Below are 17276 nucleotides of genomic sequence, written 5' to 3' on the forward strand. Positions count from 1 at the left end.
AAGAAAATTATCTGTCCATCATCTCGTAGAGTCGAGGATATACCTTAATTTAAGGTTTGAATTAATAATCAAACCATGGATAAGCACCTTTTCAAGCTTTTATTACTTTTAGCCCTTTTTAGTTCAGCTAACCTATATGGGCAAAACCTTTCCTTTCAAAAAACTGCTGATGGTATCTTGCTCTCAGAAGATGGTGAAGCCCGCTTTTTCTATCAAACAGCAACTAAAAGTCTTGAGGGCAAATACCCCAGGGCCAATTATATTCATCCTTTATATGGTCTAAATGGGGAAATACTAACAGAGGATTTCCCGGAAGATCATTTTCATCATCGAGGGATCTTTTGGACCTGGCATCAACTCTATATAAATGGACAAAGAATAGCCGATCCTTGGTTTTGTGAGGGCATCAGTTGGAATGTCAAAAGCACCAATACCCATATCAAAAACAATATCGCAGAACTTGAAGCAGAGGTCAACTGGGTTTCGGATAGCCTTAATCAGCAGCCTGTTCTTAGAGAAAACATTAAGATTTCCTATCAAAAACTATCCAATGAAGCATATAGTCTTATTTTTGAGATCAAGCTCACAGCTCTTATGGATAATTTACAATTAGGCGGTTCTGAAGATCAAAAGGGCTACGGAGGCTTTTCTCCCCGAATCAAATTACCAGAAGACATCCAATTCACCTCAGAAGGAAAGAAAATTACTCCACAAAATCTTCCAGTTCAGGCAGGCCCCTGGATGAACCTCGAAGGTTCCTTTAATGGAAATTCAAAATCTGGTATTGTGATCATGGGTGACCCCCAAAAACTCCCTCAATATAAAGGCTGGATATTAAGAAATGCCAATAGTATGCAAAACATGGCTTTCCCTGGTCGGATTCCGATTGACTTAGGCAAAGAGAAACCTTTGATTTTCAGAAATCAGTTATTGGTCCATAGCAATCTAAGCACCCAAGAAATTGATCAATACTATAAAGAATTTATAAATCATCACTAGACTAGTCTATCATGGCTAGAACTAGCCAATACTCTTCTACATTTAAAATGTGGAAGAGCTAATATAGCGGGATTTAAAATCCCCTATTATTTGAGTTCCTGATTGCAAATCAGGAACAGCATTTGATTAAATTTTAAGAATAAGTTACTCGTTTATCTACCACTCATAAAAGTAATCTATCAAAAAGAAAAATTGATCGTAAATTAGCACTCTTTAAAGCTGTACCCATATATTTCACATCAATAATGGAATTTACATCAAATAATAAGTTAGCAGAGGAACAACTTATTAAGGTTTCCAAGATGAAACCAGTAATCAAGCCTACAAAACCACACAAACACGCTGGTTATCATGAGCTTATTTTTCTTTTTCAAGGAGCGGGTCATCATACCATTGGTGATGAAACTTTTGATGTTCACCCTCCAACGGCCTTTTACTTAGGTCCTGGTCAAGTACACTGTTGGGATTTCTCCAAAATCCCCGATGGTTTTGTGATTCTGTTTAAAGAGGAAATGCTTTCACTTTATCCAAAGGCTCAAAACTACCTTTTTAACTTTCCCAAACATTTTAATATGAATGATAATGGAGTTTTTTTCAAGATGTTGGAAGACTTCTACCGAGAATATAAAGCTGGGGGAAATTTAGAAATACTATCTGCATTCCTTAACCTACTGGTACTGAAAGGCTTTGAATATTCCTCCCAAAGCAGAAAAACAGACCCCAAAGTAGCCAGTGACTTTTCCAATTTCAAAGAACTCCTCAATGAGCATTATATTGATTATAAGAACTCAGAGGACTATGCTAAGCTAATGGGAATATCAGTTAAAAAACTGAACAAGACCTGTCAAGCTGCAGTTAACGCCACTGCCAAGGAACTGATCAAAGAAAGGGTATTAATGGAAGCAAAAAACCTTTTGACTCATACCAATAATAATGTTTCAGAAATTGCCCATCAGCTTAATTTCACCGATTCCTCCAATTTTGTGAAGTTTTTCAAATCCTCTACCACCCTGACGCCATTGGACTACAGAAGTAAGGCAAATGCCCAATAATACCATAATTGGGAAATAATTACCGTTAACACACCTCAGCAGGCCGTAAATTTGCGGGAAATCAAACCTATTATGAATAAGTTAGTATTATCTTTCTTTTTAATTATCATTACCCAATTCACTTTTGCCCAAACAGGCATACGTGGAATTCTTGTAGATGCAGATGATCATGGCCCACTAGAATATGCTTCAGTGGCCCTGTACAATGCATCAGATAGCTCTTTGGTAGCTGGCACCGTGACTGCTGCTGATGGAAGTTTTAATATTGTCCAACAGAAAAAAGGTAACTATTACCTTAATGCCCAATTTATGGGGTACGAGACCAAAACAATTGGCAATATTAGAATAGAAAAGTCCAAAGTAGTAGACTTGAAAACTATTCTTCTTTCTGCCAACCAGCAATTAATGGAAGAAATAGAAGTATCCGGTAAGAAATTCACTACCATGCATAAAATTGACAGGCAGGTATTTGAAGCAGCTAATTTCCAAGCCAGTCAAGGGGGAACTGCAGTGGATGTTTTAAGGAATCTTCCCTCAGTCAGCATTAATGCAAATGGAGATATCTCTGTAAGAGGCGCTACAGGATTTGTAGTGATGATCAATGGTAAACCTGTACAGTCTGATGCCAATATGATCCTTAGCCAGCTTCCAGCAAACAGCGTTGAAAATATTGAGCTGGTTACAGCACCATCTGCCAAATATGATCCTGAAGGAAAAGCTGGACTGATTAATATCATTACCAGTAAAGGGGCTACGGATGGGACCTTTGTTCAACTCAACACAAAAATAGGTGCACCAAGTATCGAAAACTACGACAATAAGGAAACCCCTAAGCGCTATGGAGCAGACTTTACCATTAACCACCGCCGAAACAAATGGGATCTATCTTTAGGTGCCAGTTATCTAAGGAATGATATAGCAGGTAGAAGAGAAGGCAATGTGTATACAATGCGCGAAGATACCACCACTTATTTTCCTTCAGATGGAGAAAGAAGTTTTGTTGAGAAAGCCTATTCTGGCCGCTTCACGGTAGGATACACTCCTAATAAAGCCAATAATTTCAGCTTGGGCTTTTATGGTGGAAAGAGAAGTAAGGACAGAACTGCCGATATCGTTTATTATGATAACCATCAAATGGTAGATGGTGAAGAAATTTATAGTATGCAATACTATAACGAAAACCTGAGAATCAGAAGAGGTGATTTTGTTTTGGGAAGCTTTGATTATAGCCATAGCTTTAAGAATGATTCAAAGTTAAGCACCTCCTTTTTGTATGAGTATACCATGTTGGGAGGACCAACTACAAACAGAAACCTCGGTTATCCTGATACCGATTTTGTCTACCAAGACGAATACAATACCAATGACAACCCACTACATGGTACGCGATTCCAAATAGATTATCAAGCTGGCCCATGGAGCATTGGTAGCTTTGAAGCGGGTTATCAATTCAGAAACCTGAACCACACCGGTGATTTTGTTTATGAACGCAAAAACAATGAAACTGGGGAGTTCGAATTAGTACCCGAATTTTCAAGTAAAGTAGATCTTAGTAGACAAATCCATTCAGCTTATGGACAATTGACCGGAGAGAAAGGAAAATGGAGCTATGCTGCAGGACTGCGTCTGGAATTTATGGACAGGAAACTAGACTTAATGGATAAAGCTGCGACAGTAGACACAAGCTATTATTATGATTTTATTAAGCCTTATCCCTCTGCCAGTCTGCAATATGCAGTAAATGATGAATTGAGAATAAAAGCTGCTTACAGCAAAAGAGTAGAAAGAACGACTACTTTCAAAATGAATCCATTCCCTGAAAGAGAGCACTCTGAAACACTTGAACAAGGAGACCCTACGCTATTACCTGAATTTATTGACCTGACAGAAATTGGCTTGGTGAAAGATTTTGGCAGCAATTCTTTCTTTGCAACAACGTATTACCGAAATGTTCAAAACTTAGTTAATAGGGTGAATACTGTTTATAATGACACCATTCTGAACCGTATTTATTCCAATGTAGGCAGAGGTCGTTCCTTGGGAATAGAAACCGGTCTGGAACTGAACCCTACGTCTTGGTGGCAAATATTTGCAGGAGGAAATTTATATAAGTACCATATCAAGGGTGAATTTGATGACAGACCAGTAGACACTTCTAGCTGGGTTTATTCCATCAATGCCAATACTAGCTTTGATCTATCCTCCACACTAAGCCTTCAATGGACGCTTAATTATCTTTCTAAAAGAAATACTGCTCAAGGTGAAGATTCCAGGTTTCTATCTCCTAATCTTACTGTTAGGAAATCATTCCTTGATGATAGACTGAGCACTACCCTTCAATGGCTAAATATGGATATGGGTCTATTGAATACCAATGAACAACGTATCACTACTTGGCGACCAAATGAGTTTTATACGACCACCAATTATGTCTATGAGGTCGATATGATTATGATCAATATTAGCTATACCCTCAACAGAACTAAAAACAAGTCCAGGTTTATAAAAAGTGAATTTGGAGAAAAAGAATTCTAGATACATATCCCACTTAACAGGCCGAGACTAAAAGTCTCGGCTTTATTTTTTTTATATAATTCAAAATCTCCATTTTAACTTCTCCACTCAAAAATCAGGCTTCTAATCTCCCGCTTTGCCTATACTTTTTATCCTAAGATCAATACTATCTTTTCCTAACACATAAAATTCTTTGAACCATTTTTGAAGTTTTCATATATTAACAAATATTATTTCTAAAACGTAAAAAGAACTGAAACAATAACCCTTCATGGAGAAATTGCTGAAAATATTATTTTTCTTATGTAATTTCTCATCTAACCTAATAATATATCATGGATAAAATGCCCCTACTGCTCATTATTTATTTGGTACCACTCCTGCTTTCATTTCATCCCAGCAACGAGGAGCTCGCTCAACGGTTCCTGAACGCTTTGAATACCGAACAAAAGGCCAAAACCCTGCTTAATTTTGACCATGACTCCAAATCAAACTGGCACTACTTCCCAGCTACCATGTTTGAAAGAGCAGGTATATCTTTAGCAGAGCTTAACGAAGAGCAAAAAGATGCCCTATTTAATTTGCTGAAAAGTTCCCTTTCGAAATCCGGCTATGATAAAACCCTAAAAATTATAGATCTGGAAAATGTATTGGCAGAACTTTCTGGCAATTCCACAATGCGGGATCCAGAAAAATACTATGCTGCGTTTTATGGTGACCCTACTAAGGATAAAATCTGGTCCTGGTCCTTTGAAGGGCATCACCTTTCCCTCAACTTCACCATTGATGATAAAGAAGTTTCCATTGCCCCTAGGTTTATGGGAGCCAATCCTGCTACAATTCTGAGCGGCCCCAGAAAAGGAGAAAGAACCTTATCCCAAGAAGAAGACCTTGGCTTTGAATTAATCAACTCCTTTAATGCTGAACAAAAACAAATGGCACTATTGGACCAAGAGGCTTTTCCTGATATTATCACCAAAAATGACAAGGAGGTTGATCCATTGAAACCTGTTGGGATCAGATATAAAAACCTCCAACTTGATCAACAATCAAAATTGTTGGATTTAATCGATGTTTACCTTTCCAATATGCCCGAGAATTTGGCAAAGCAAAGGATGGAGAACCTGAAAAAGGAAGAATTAGATGAAATTACCTTTGGATGGGCAGGTGCTACTGAATCGGGAATAGGACATTATTATAGAGTTCAAGGAAAAACCTTCTTAATAGAGTTTGACAATACCCAAAACAAGGCCAATCATATCCACTCTGTTTGGAGGGATTTTGATGGAGACTTTGGAAGGGACCTCATCAAAGAGCATTATCATAATTCCAATCACCACCATTAATTATAAAAGGCTAGACTAAATTAATCTGGCCTTCCTTTTTCTAAAATTCCCCATTTTTGTAATTATAGATTTTAACTTATAGGTTTGGCACCTAAACTATATTTTTAACTGTACTTTTCAATTCAGCATGAGTAAAATAATAGACCTATCAAAACCTATACAATTCAATAAAGAAGATCCGTGGTTTATGCGTGTAAAAATAAAGCATAAACCCCATCATAAAGCCAAATGGCTAATCAGGATCATTGGCTTGCCTTTCAGACTTTTCCCTAAAGGCTTTATTGGTTGGGCGGATGATACCATTGAAAAAATGGGCGTACATGCCACTACCCATATTGATGCTCCTTGGCATTATTCTCCCACTACCAATGACAAAAGGTCCAAAACCATTGACGAAATCCCATTGGATTGGTGCTTTGGAGAGGGCCTTGTGATTGATATGAAACATAAGGCAGATTTTGATCCCATTACTATAGAGGATATTCAAGAATTCCTAGAAGCCCAAAATCTAAAGTTGGAAAAAGGAATGATAGTCTTGATCAAAACCGGTAGGGATCAATTTAATGGTACTAAGGACTTTCATAAGAAAGGTACCGGAATGAGCAAAGAAGCTACAGAATGGCTAATAGACCAAGGCATCAAAGTCATGGGCATCGATGCTTGGGGTTGGGATCTTCCTCTACCCTATATGATCCAAAAGGCAAAAGAAAGCAATAATCCAGATCTATTTTGGGAGGCCCATTTGGTTGGTCAGGATAAAGAATATTGCCATATGGAGCAACTGGTCAATCTTGACGCCCTTCCCTATTCTGGCTTTAAGGTCGCCGCCTTCCCTCTCAAACTTGTTGGTGCCTCTGCAGGACCTTCAAGGGTGGTAGCGATATTAGATGAGTAGTAAAAAAGTGAGAATATAAATCTAGGTGTAGCATATGCTACACCTAGATTTACTTATAAAAACTATTTCGCCTTATATCTTTGGCAATTCCCATCCGTTATGGTAATGGGCAGAGACCAATTTATTAGCTTCTTTATCTGTAAACAAGCCTTTTTCGGCATCCCAATAAACCTTTTGCCCAGTTTTATAAGCAATATTCCCCATATGAGCATTAATAGCAGCCACACTTCCCGTTTTAATACCGCAGTGAAGCATAGACTCATCATTCGCAGCGATAGCATCAATAAAATTTCGGGTATGTTTATCCAGTGCATTTCCTTCAGGCTTCACCCTGGCCATTCCCTCAATCACAGGCTTACCACCTTTCTTTTCAGCGATAATTTCCCAGCCTCCACGGTTGACTACTAGTGTAGCATTATTTCCAATAAATGCAATACCCTCAGTATAGCCATAGTTTCCACCATCAATTCCAGTAGCATGTTCCCAAAGCATATTGAATCCATCAAATTCATAGACCGTCTGAAGGGTATCAGGAGTTTCTGAAGCATCATCAGGATAGGCAAATTTACCTCCTGAGGCCATGATGGATTTAGGTGCACTTACACCCATGGCAAACAAGGCAATATCAATCTCATGAACTCCCCAGTCTGTCATCAATCCACCAGCATAATCCCAGAACCATCTAAAATTAAAGTGAAAACGGTTTTCATTGAATGGCCGCTTTGGTGCAGGCCCCAACCACATATCATAATCCACACCAGCTGGCACTGCTGAATTAGGTTTCACAGGAACTGGCTTCATCCAGCCCTGATATGCCCATGCCTTTACCAATCGGATATTTCCAAGTTGCCCAGACTGAACAAATTTGATGGCATCATCATATTGGTTACCACTTCTCTGCCATTGCCCTACCTGCACCAACTTCCCATACCTTTCTTGGGCCTTAACCATGATATTACACTCCTCAATAGAGTTGGCCAAAGGCTTTTCTGTATAAGCATGTTTGCCTGCTGCAAGACTGTCAGTAAGTACCAAGCAGTGCCAGTGATCTGGTGTTCCATTGATCACTACATCCACATCCTTATCCTCTAAAAGCTTGCGATAATCCTTATACAATTTTGGCTTTTTCCCTCTAAGCTTCACCACATCTTCAGCACGCTGATCCAAAACTCTCTGGTCTACATCGGCAATGGCCACACAATTGACCTGTGGCATTTTCAAAAATGAATTCATATTGGACCAGCCCATTCCTTTGGCACCGATCAAGCCGACATTGATCTGGTCATTGGCCCCCACACTACGAGTAAACTGTCCAAATTCCTTAGCACTCAAAATATTTGGCATGGCCATTCCTGCAGATGCCAATAAGGTATTTTGTATAAATCTTCTTCTTGATGACATATTGTTTTTCTTAAAAATAATGGATAATATAATACCAGCAGAAACCAATAATCATCACTTTTTTCAACTAAATGGTTAGGACACCATAAATGTTTTCCACTGATAAGAATGCAATTGCCTATAAAATCAAAAATAAAGCCCTTGTCTGGAACACAAACTAAGGGGCTTTATTATAATTTCATAAGGCTATATTAAAGTTTTCTAACCCAGATATTTCTGAAATTAACCGGATTTCCATGATCCTGAAGTTTAATTGGTAGTTCAGCTTCATGCGGCTCATATTTATGAACGCCTATATAGGCTGTCGTTCCCTTCACCTCATAATGGTTTTGTACCAAGATACCATTATGGATCACCGTAACATAAGCGGGCGAAATCAGCATTCCATCTTTATTGAATCTAGGAGCAGTAAAAAAAACATCATAAGTATTCCACTCTTTCGGGGAACGTGTAGCATTTACCAAAGGAATGCCTTCCTTATACAAGGACGCTGCTTGACCATTGGAATAGGTTCTGTTATCATAAGAATCCAATATCTGTACTTCATACCTGTCCATAAAGAATAGACCACTATTTCCTCTTCCCTGACCTTCACCTTTTACCACATCAGGTGCCTTCCACTCAATATGCACCTGCACATCTCCAAATGATTCCTTGGTAACAATTTCACCAGTACCTGGCTTCACGGTAAAAATACCATCATGTACGGTCCATTCTGCTGCTCCCCCAGTCTTTTTGCTTTGCCATGCATCTAAATTAGTACCGTCAAATAATACAATCGCATCCGATGGTGGTAGATGGTTTTCAGCACCTGGTGTTACAATTCTTGGCTCCGGTTCCCAAACTTCAGTAGCTTCAGGAGGTAAGCTAATTTTCTTCATCTCTTGGGACATGGCCGGAACTGCCAAAAAGCCACCTGCTATAACAGGTAATAGTACTTTTTTAAAATTCATTTTATTTCTGATTTATCTTAATGACTAATTTGCAATTTATACGAATTACAATAATATAAAAAGGTAAAATTACCTATATCCACATCAAAATCTTATAAATGGTTCATTTGACGTTTTTTATGATTTAAAAAGAGAACAAGTCTTAAGAATTATTATCTCATATAGAAATATCAAGGGGGAACCTTAAATAGTTATATATTTTTTTGATCAAATTGAAGCTTACTAATTCTAGCTCTTTTAAATAATTAAGTCATCCATTGTTAAAATGAATCACTTTAAACGTATAAATTTGTGTTTATTTAATCCAAAATATTTTCTTTACCACCTAAAACACTTAATACTTACTTAACTTTTTTTCAGAAAGTATGAAAACAAATCTAATTACACTCCTATTTATCTTTTGTACTGTTATTACTACACTTATGGCCCAAGAAAAGGAAAAACGTGGCTTTATATCTATTAGCTTAGGACCGAGTGTTAATTTGGGAAATAACCAAAGTCATTATTTAACTATATATGGACCATCAGGACAAATTATCGGCAAAAGTGATAACAGCAATTCAATTCCCGTTGGAAATATAGGACTAAACCTTAATTTGATCGAGACTGGATATGTTTTTAAATTTGGCCTAGGCTTTACTGGTAAATGGCAAGGTGGAGCATATATAAAAAATAAGGACAACACTAAAATAACCAGTTCTTTTGGTGCCATACTACTTGGACCTATGTACATGTTTCATATTAATGACCAACTTGATTTGGATCTAAAAGCCCGTGTTGGGCGAATGTACTATTCAGAAGAATCAAGTAGGTCCGCTTCAGAATCCTATTATTTAGGTGGAGATTTCGGAGCCGCCTTAAGATTTCATATTGCAAAAAAATGGTCTTTACTCACAGGAATTGATTATCAAACCGGTTTAAACATATCCGATATTAACAGGATCAATACTTCTTTTGGAATTGCCTTCAGGTATTGATGCGGTGAAAATCAATAGGTCCTTCTGCCCCATTTTTCATCTGCAATATGAATAACTATAGACCAGAACAATTAATTTCAAAACAAAAAACCATCTGCTCCTCACTGGAACAGATGGTTTTTCTTTTACTAGCTTGTTTTAATTCTTTCTGTATATCCGCTATTCCCCCAGTAAGTATTTCCCTTCAAAACATTCTCTCAAAATGGCACATATTTCACATAAATAATTAATTAAACCTCTCTGGCCGCTAGGTAAATCAGTGGAAATTCGTGAAATCTGTGAGAAATAAATCTACAGGTGTGAAAAACGGATAATCATAAATTCTTAAACCAATTGCTTCACCTTTGCTTTCAGGCTCTGCAAAAGATCTTTCGGATAGCTCCTGTTTCCCAAAAAGACATCCGTCATGGAATTGATAAATCGATCGCCAAATTTCTTCATCAGAAAGTTCCTGATCATTCTTTGGCTATAAAACCACTTGGAAACAGTCAAACCTGTTTGGATTTCAGGCAACATGGACTCACCCAGCTTAGCCTCATAGATTTCACCAGCCTTTCCTGGATCAAGTCCCGCCTCTACTATAGCTTCAACTGCCAATTCACCACTCAATAGGGCATTTGATATTCCTTCAGCAGTAATCGGATCAGCAAACCCTGCTGCATCTCCAATTAAAAACACCTTGTTTCTATAAAAACCATCTGTACGGGGTGAAATAGGAATTTGAAAACCATGTGCCTCTTCCTTGATCACTTCCCTGATTTCCAATTTTTCCAAATACTTTTTATAATAATCTTTAAGATTAATACGGGTCTTTTTGGTAGAGGCCACGCCTAATGAAAGGTGGTTTTCCTTAGGAAAGCTCCATGCATACCCCTGTGGAATGGTATCCACATCAAATCGAATTTCGGTAGACAGCCTTTCAAAATCCTCAGGCCCTACCTCCACTTCATATTCCAAGGCAGGAATAAGGTTTCGAGTTTCCTTCCATCCGGCCATTTTTGCTGTTGGGCTCAAGGCACCATCACCGGCAATTACCATCTTGGCCTTTATATCACCCCGATCAGTATTTAAAACCAAATGCTCTCCGAAAACAACCCCAGTAAGTTTATGGCCTTCTTTGATCACCACGCCAAGATCTTGACATTTTTTGATGATAAAATGATCAAACTTATCACGCATCACCATGCTTACTACTGGCTCTTCCCTGAAAGCACTCAATTTGATATCTTCATTTTCAAAGTATAAGCTGATTTGATTATACTCTCTTTCTACCACCTCAGAAATATCAAAAGGTAATCTCCTCCTACCTCTGAAAACAAATCCCCCACCACAGGTTTTATACCTCGGCAGTTTCTCTTTTTCTATCAAAACAGTGGATATCCCTCTCTTGGCTAGGTTATAGGCCGCAGATGCTCCAGCAGGTCCACTGCCGATAACGGCTACATCAAATAATTCCATTATTAAGTAATCAGTGAGTTGGTTCTATAAGACCGTAAAATAAAGGAAAAATAGTAGATAAAGCCCTATAAATACTTGATTTTATCGTTCGCTTCTCATGGCAAAAAAAATGCTTATAAAAATTAATCAGTTAATAGAATGCTAATATCAAGAATACTGGATTAGTCCTTCACTTATTTATGGATTCCAACAAAACCTTGTAATTTTGAAGGATCAAATTAAAAATTTCCAGTAGGACCTCTTATCATGAATAACAGACAGCTCTTTCTATCCCATTTAGCCCAAACTACAGACTTTCCTTTATTGATTGAAATAGAAAAGGCTGAGGGTATTTATTTATATGGCCCAAAAGGAGAAAAATACATTGATTTGATTTCTGGAATTGGCGTAAGTAATGTGGGCCACCGACATCCTAAAGTATTGGCAGCTATTCAAGAGCAGCTAGACAAATACCTGCATTTAATGGTATATGGTGAATATGTACAGTCACCGCAGACTTTGCTGGCAAAAGCCCTTACAGACACGCTTCCTGAAGAACTTGACAATGTTTATTTGGTCAACAGTGGCAGTGAAGCAGTCGAGGGAGCTTTGAAACTGGCAAAGAGGTTTACTGGAAGAAGAGAAATTATCAGCTGTGTAAATGCTTACCATGGCTCTTCGCATGGTGCCCTTTCTGTTGGAGGAAATGAAATATTCAAAAGGGCTTACAGACCTCTATTGCCGGGAATGAGCCATGTCCATTTTGGACTAGTGGAAGATCTTGAAAAGATCTCAGAGGACACTGCGGCCATTATAGTTGAAACAGTTCAAGGAGAAGCAGGTATTCAGGTAGGATCCAAGGCCTATTTTCAAGCGCTAAGGCATCGATGCAATGAAACAGGAACCCTCTTGATTCTCGATGAAATACAAGCAGGCTTTGGTAGAACAGGTAAATTCTGGGCTTTTGATCATTATGATATTCAGCCTGATATTGTAGTTTGCGCCAAAGGAATGGGCGGAGGAATGCCAATTGGGGCCTTTATATCTTCTCAAGAGATTATGGCCGTATTTAAAAGCAATCCACTACTGGGACATATTACTACTTTTGGAGGCCACCCTGTGAGCTGTGCAGCTTCATTAGCGACTATTGAAGTCTTACAAAATGAAAACCTGATCAATAAGGTGGAACATAAAGCGAATCTTTTCAAAAAACTGCTAAAACACAAAAAAATAAAGGGTATCAGAAATAAGGGCCTGATGATGGCGGTGGAATTTGAGGATTTTGATACCCTAAAACCTATAATCGACCGTGCTATTGAATTAGGAATAATCACTGATTGGTTCTTATTCTGCGATGATAGTATGAGACTTGCCCCGCCACTTACCATTACAGATGAAGAAATCAACCAGGCTTGTGGAATTATCCTTCAAGCCATAGAGGAAAATAGTTAATCTGTATATCCACAATTTTACAAATAAAAATTAAGAGCGAATTTAAAGCGATCGCTTTGATTAAAGTATCAGCTCGGTCTTCAGACTTCCAACCACTTGAGCATAGGTTATATGCTTACTGGCATCAAAGCAGATATTCATAATAATTAAAATACATCTATCCCAGTCCCCAAAAACAATCGGGGCCTGATTTAATTACTTTAAAAAGGTCTCATCAATTTTAAGTACAATTGATAGCAGTTACATCCATTCATCATTTATTTTTTTGGAAAGAAAATAAAAATCGCCAGTTTGTAAGCTGATTTAAGTACAAACCTATTTTCTAAGGATCTAACTGAATTTTTCTAAAATTATTCCCATTAATAAACCCATGATGAAATATATTCTCCTTTTGTTCTGCATAATAAGCACTGTTATGGTAGTCCAAGGACAAGACCAAGTTTTGATCACCTCATTGAAGAAAAAGACAAAAGTGAGCACCAATGAAAATGGTGAATTACAGGTAAACGTTTCCGCAAAGGATGTACAGAAATTTAAATCCCAGGGATGGTTAAACTATGGGGACTTTGGCGCCAAAGGCAATGGAAAAACAGATGATATGGACGCTATTGTTGCTGCCCATGCATTTGCCAACCAACATGGCCTGAAGGTTCAAGCCGATAAAGGAGCTACCTACTATATTGGAGGAAAAGAGCGTACAGCCATCATCCAAACGGATACGGATTTCGGCTCGGCAGCCTTTATCATCGATGATACCGATGTGCAAAACCGGAACGCTTCCATTTTCATGGTCAGCTCCAGCCAGCAAGCCTACCAAATTGATGGCATCACATCATTAAAAAGAAATCAGGAGAAGATAGACCTTAGCCTTTCCCAACCATCACTGATCACAGTTACTAATTCCTATGTCAAACATTATATACGATATGGGCTGAATCAAAACAATGGACATGCGCAGACGGATATCTTTGTGGTGGATAAAAATGGCCATGTGGATATGGATGCTCCTATCATTTGGGACTTTGATCAGATTACGGATATTAGGGTGCTGCCTATGGACCAAAAAACGCTGACCATCACCGGAGGCCGGTTTACCACCATTGCCAATCAGGCAGAATCGAAGTATACCTATTATAGTCGAAACATTGCTATCCGTAGATCCAATGTGCTACTGGATGGATTGGAACACCGTATTCAAGGCGAGGGAGACCATGGAGCACCCTATGGCGGTTTTATCAATATTCGGGATTGCGCCAATGTAAAAGTTAAAAACACCCTGCTGACTGGCCATAAAACCTATAAAACCATCGGCAATGCAGGAAAGCCTGTTTCCATGGGCACTTATGATATCAGCGTCAATCGGGCCCTTAATATCAGCTTTGAGAATTGCCAACAAACCAATGATATCAATGACCGCACCTATTGGGGAATTATGGGTTCCAACTATAGTAAAAACCTATTGTATGACAATTGCACTTTCTCCCGCTTTGATGCACACATGGGAGTCGCCAATGCCACTATCCGAAACTCCACCTTAGGGCACATGGGAATCAATGCCATTGGTAGTGGCACCCTTTTGGTCGAAAACACTACTGTACGCGGAAGGAGCCTAATCAACCTGCGCTCGGACTATGGCAGTACCTGGCAAGGGGAATTCATTATCAGGGATTGTACTTTTATCCCTTCTGGTGGCCAGCCCAGTCATGCCAACCTGATCAATGGGTCTTATTCAGGACAACATGATTTCGGTTATACCTGCTATATGCCAGAAAAGATCATCATAGAAAATCTCCGAATCGAGGACACAAACCATACAGAGGAATATCAAGGTCCTGCCATTTTCTCCAATATCAATCCCAAAATGATCGATGAAAACTTCAAAGAGAAATATCCCTATGTCATTACCCAAAAAGTCATACTCAAAAATGTTAGTTCTTCCAGTGGCAAGAAATTAAGACTGAGTGATAATCCCTTTATGTTCAAAGAGGTGAATGTAATTTCCGATTAAATTACCAACTTTAACATTTGTTGAGGCTGAATCCCGATGAACAGATAATTATTAGGATCTGTTATTTTAGATGCTTTAATATCAGCTTTTAGGAAAAAGGAATGGACCATATACAATTAGGTTTAAAGGAGAATTGGAAGCAGTTCACACTACTGGTGATTGTCAATGCCTTTGTAGGAGGCATGATTGGCCTTGAGCGATCCATCTTACCCCAACTTGCCGAGCAGGAATTTAGCATTTCTACCAAAACCGCACTTTTTTCCTTTATCATTGCCTTTGGACTTACTAAGGCCATTTGTAACTATTTTACAGGAAGGTGGGCCAATCTCATAGGTCGTAAAAACTTATTGGTTATCGGCTGGCTTTTTGCCCTCCCGGTTCCTTTTATTTTAATCTATTCGCAAAATTGGAACTGGATTATATTTGCCAACCTCCTTCTTGGTATCAATCAAGGCCTAGCCTGGAGCATGGCTGTGGTGATGAAAATTGACCTGGTAGGCAGCAAAAAACGAGGCCTTGCTGTGGGAATTAATGAATTCGCAGGCTATGCTGCTGTTGGAATAGTAGCCTTTTTAACCGGACTGATTGCCAATACCTACGGAGTAAGACCTTATCCTTTCTATTTGGGGATTGGCTTCTCCATTTTAGGGCTTCTTTTTTCCTTCTTTTTCATCAAAGACACCATTCACCATGTCTCTAATGAAGGAGTAAAAAGTGATATTCCCTTTCTCAAAAAAGTATTCCTCAACACCTCTTTTACCCACAAATCCTTAAGTGGCATTACACAAGCGGGCTTGGTGAACAACCTTAACGATGGTATGATATGGGGATTATTGCCTTTGATATTATTAAATAAAAATTTCAATGCTACGGATATTGGCATCCTAACGGCCATATATCCTACCATTTGGGGATTAAGTCAATTATTTACGGGCAGGCTTTCTGATCTTTACTCAAAAAAAATGTTGCTCTTTTATGGCATGCTTTTACAAGCTGCAGCTATTATTACTTTGATATGGGCAAACAGCTTCAACCAATTTGCGATCATTGGAGTAGTTTTGGGCTTAGGTACTGCTTTGGTCTACCCTACTTTTATCAATGCCATTTCCGATTATACCCACCCCAGTCAAAGGGCAGAGAGTCTTGGTACCTTCCGTTTTTGGAGGGACTTGGGATATGCAGGAGGTGCTTTGGTTACCGGTATCATAGCAGATAGTTTGGGCATTGACTCCTCCATTCTCTTCATAGGCTTATTAACCGGACTATCTGCATTGGTTATCCTCCAAAGGGTTAAAGATGTCATTAAATGAAGAAGATCAATATTTAACAGATAGTAATCTTATTTATCTTTATTACTGATCGATTTCTAGAAAGACTTGATTTTTGATTTCCCCTAGTTATGGAAAGTCTCTTCTGATATGCTTGGCGATCACTTTGTCCAATTAACTCCTAGACCTACGAAGGATATTAAATCGCAAAATCCTTAAAAAGTAAATATTAAGATTTGCTGACTTTTGGAGCGTATATTTACTTAGAAAAGATTATCGTTTCATTAAATATTATTTTTTTATTTTTATTCTAATATCGATAAACAAAACCACATAACTACCATGAACCCTAAAGTTGATTTCTTTTTTGATAATGATTCGAAATGGCAGGAGGAATATAGGCAGTTGAGAAGGATTGTCTTGGACTGCGGATTGACAGAAGAGCTAAAATGGGGCAAACCCTGCTATACTTTTAAAAATAAAAACATCCTACTTATCCATGGATTCAAGGAATACTGTGCAGCCCTGTTCCATAAAGGTGCTCTTTTAAAGAATGAAGAAAAGCTTCTCGTTCAGCAGACAGAAAATGTTCAAGCAGCCAGACAACTTCGTTTTACCTCAACTGGAGAAATCATCGAACTAGAACCCACCATCAAAGCTTATATTTATGAAGCCATTGAAGTGGAAAAAGCGGGGGTAAATGTCGAATTAAAAAAGACTGATGAATACGAAGTTCCAGGCGAACTGCAAGAAGCGCTTGAAGAAAACCCAGATTTCAAATCCGCTTTCGAAGCTTTGACGCCTGGTAGGCAAAGAGGCTACTTATTGCATTTCTCTCAAGCCAAGCAATCCAAAACCAGAATGGCTAGAATTGAAAAATGTATGCCCAAAATCTTTGAGGGCAAAGGATTTAATGACAGGTAAATATTGGGTAAAGTGAATAACAAAATAGACAATTATTTAAATGAAGGATG

13 protein-coding genes are annotated in these 17276 nt (G+C 38.4%); 10 read left to right on the top strand and 3 right to left on the bottom strand.

The window, feature by feature from the left end:
- Positions 1–75: 75 nt before the first annotated feature.
- The 5 genes from H7U17_RS17295 (at position 76) to H7U17_RS17315 (ending at position 6806) form a co-directional block, all read left to right on the top strand.
- A complete protein-coding gene (locus tag H7U17_RS17295; protein WP_186758002.1) occupies positions 76–999 on the top strand; it encodes a DUF6807 family protein in 924 nt (307 codons plus the stop codon).
- 245 nt (positions 1000–1244) lie between these two features.
- On the top strand, positions 1245–2051 hold the full coding sequence (locus H7U17_RS17300; protein ID WP_186758003.1) for an AraC family transcriptional regulator: 807 nt from the start codon (positions 1245–1247) through the stop codon (positions 2049–2051).
- A gap of 72 nt (positions 2052–2123) precedes the next feature.
- On the top strand, positions 2124–4586 hold the full coding sequence (locus H7U17_RS17305) for a TonB-dependent receptor domain-containing protein (RefSeq protein WP_186758004.1): 2463 nt from the start codon (positions 2124–2126) through the stop codon (positions 4584–4586).
- A 314-nt stretch (positions 4587–4900) separates the two neighbouring features.
- Positions 4901–5911: a DUF3500 domain-containing protein gene (locus tag H7U17_RS17310; protein WP_186758005.1), complete on the top strand. Its 1011-nt coding sequence runs from the start codon at positions 4901–4903 to the stop codon at positions 5909–5911.
- A 127-nt stretch (positions 5912–6038) separates the two neighbouring features.
- Entirely contained in the window at positions 6039–6806 is a 768-nt protein-coding gene (locus H7U17_RS17315) for a cyclase family protein (protein WP_186758006.1), read from the top strand.
- A gap of 72 nt (positions 6807–6878) precedes the next feature.
- Here the strand turns inward: H7U17_RS17315 and H7U17_RS17320 are convergent, their stop codons facing one another.
- Positions 6879–8207, bottom strand: coding sequence for a Gfo/Idh/MocA family protein (locus H7U17_RS17320; RefSeq protein WP_186758007.1), 1329 nt, complete (start codon positions 8205–8207; stop codon positions 6879–6881).
- Positions 8208–8398: 191 nt separating this feature from the next.
- Positions 8399–9160: a 3-keto-disaccharide hydrolase gene (locus H7U17_RS17325; RefSeq protein ID WP_186758008.1), complete on the bottom strand. Its 762-nt coding sequence runs from the start codon at positions 9158–9160 to the stop codon at positions 8399–8401.
- Positions 9161–9525: 365 nt separating this feature from the next.
- On the opposite strand from H7U17_RS17325, the gene H7U17_RS17330 reads away from it, so the two are divergent.
- A complete protein-coding gene (locus H7U17_RS17330; protein ID WP_186758009.1) occupies positions 9526–10137 on the top strand; it encodes a hypothetical protein in 612 nt (203 codons plus the stop codon).
- A 324-nt stretch (positions 10138–10461) separates the two neighbouring features.
- On the opposite strand, the gene H7U17_RS17335 is transcribed toward H7U17_RS17330, so the two are convergent.
- Complete coding sequence (locus H7U17_RS17335) at positions 10462–11595, bottom strand: NAD(P)/FAD-dependent oxidoreductase (RefSeq protein ID WP_186758010.1); 1134 nt, start codon at positions 11593–11595, stop codon at positions 10462–10464.
- A gap of 246 nt (positions 11596–11841) precedes the next feature.
- Here H7U17_RS17335 and H7U17_RS17340 point away from each other — a divergent pair, with 246 nt between their 5' ends.
- The 4 genes from H7U17_RS17340 to H7U17_RS17355 all read left to right on the top strand — a co-directional run bounded on the left by H7U17_RS17340 (position 11842) and on the right by H7U17_RS17355 (position 17226).
- On the top strand, positions 11842–13026 hold the full coding sequence (locus H7U17_RS17340) for an aspartate aminotransferase family protein (RefSeq protein ID WP_186758011.1): 1185 nt from the start codon (positions 11842–11844) through the stop codon (positions 13024–13026).
- 373 nt (positions 13027–13399) lie between these two features.
- On the top strand, positions 13400–15034 hold the full coding sequence (locus tag H7U17_RS17345; RefSeq protein WP_222439230.1) for a hypothetical protein: 1635 nt from the start codon (positions 13400–13402) through the stop codon (positions 15032–15034).
- A 101-nt stretch (positions 15035–15135) separates the two neighbouring features.
- Positions 15136–16344 carry an MFS transporter gene (locus tag H7U17_RS17350; protein WP_186758013.1) on the top strand — a complete coding sequence of 403 codons (1209 nt, stop codon included), beginning with the start codon at positions 15136–15138 and terminating at the stop codon, positions 16342–16344.
- A 300-nt stretch (positions 16345–16644) separates the two neighbouring features.
- Positions 16645–17226 (top strand): YdeI/OmpD-associated family protein, encoded by a 582-nt coding sequence (locus tag H7U17_RS17355; RefSeq protein ID WP_186758014.1) that lies wholly within the window; start codon positions 16645–16647, stop codon positions 17224–17226.
- Positions 17227–17276: the final 50 nt, after the last annotated feature.

Source organism: Echinicola salinicaeni, from assembly GCF_014280965.1.
Taxonomy (GTDB): domain Bacteria; phylum Bacteroidota; class Bacteroidia; order Cytophagales; family Cyclobacteriaceae; genus Echinicola; species Echinicola salinicaeni.

Excerpts from the sequence above, each read along its gene's own strand:
- H7U17_RS17355 (WP_186758014.1), top strand. The coding sequence starts at position 16,645 with ATGAACCCTAAAGTTGATTTCTTTTTTGATAATGATTCGAAATGGCAG.
- H7U17_RS17350 (WP_186758013.1), top strand. The coding sequence starts at position 15,136 with ATGGACCATATACAATTAGGTTTAAAGGAGAATTGGAAGCAGTTCACA.
- H7U17_RS17325 (WP_186758008.1), bottom strand. The coding sequence starts at position 9,160 with ATGAATTTTAAAAAAGTACTATTACCTGTTATAGCAGGTGGCTTTTTG.
- H7U17_RS17320 (WP_186758007.1), bottom strand. The coding sequence starts at position 8,207 with ATGTCATCAAGAAGAAGATTTATACAAAATACCTTATTGGCATCTGCA.
- H7U17_RS17340 (WP_186758011.1), top strand. The coding sequence starts at position 11,842 with ATGAATAACAGACAGCTCTTTCTATCCCATTTAGCCCAAACTACAGAC.
- H7U17_RS17335 (WP_186758010.1), bottom strand. The coding sequence starts at position 11,595 with ATGGAATTATTTGATGTAGCCGTTATCGGCAGTGGACCTGCTGGAGCA.
- H7U17_RS17315 (WP_186758006.1), top strand. The coding sequence starts at position 6,039 with ATGAGTAAAATAATAGACCTATCAAAACCTATACAATTCAATAAAGAA.
- H7U17_RS17310 (WP_186758005.1), top strand. The coding sequence starts at position 4,901 with ATGGATAAAATGCCCCTACTGCTCATTATTTATTTGGTACCACTCCTG.
- H7U17_RS17345 (WP_222439230.1), top strand. The coding sequence starts at position 13,400 with ATGAAATATATTCTCCTTTTGTTCTGCATAATAAGCACTGTTATGGTA.
- H7U17_RS17305 (WP_186758004.1), top strand. The coding sequence starts at position 2,124 with ATGAATAAGTTAGTATTATCTTTCTTTTTAATTATCATTACCCAATTC.
- H7U17_RS17330 (WP_186758009.1), top strand. The coding sequence starts at position 9,526 with ATGAAAACAAATCTAATTACACTCCTATTTATCTTTTGTACTGTTATT.
- H7U17_RS17300 (WP_186758003.1), top strand. The coding sequence starts at position 1,245 with ATGGAATTTACATCAAATAATAAGTTAGCAGAGGAACAACTTATTAAG.
- H7U17_RS17295 (WP_186758002.1), top strand. The coding sequence starts at position 76 with ATGGATAAGCACCTTTTCAAGCTTTTATTACTTTTAGCCCTTTTTAGT.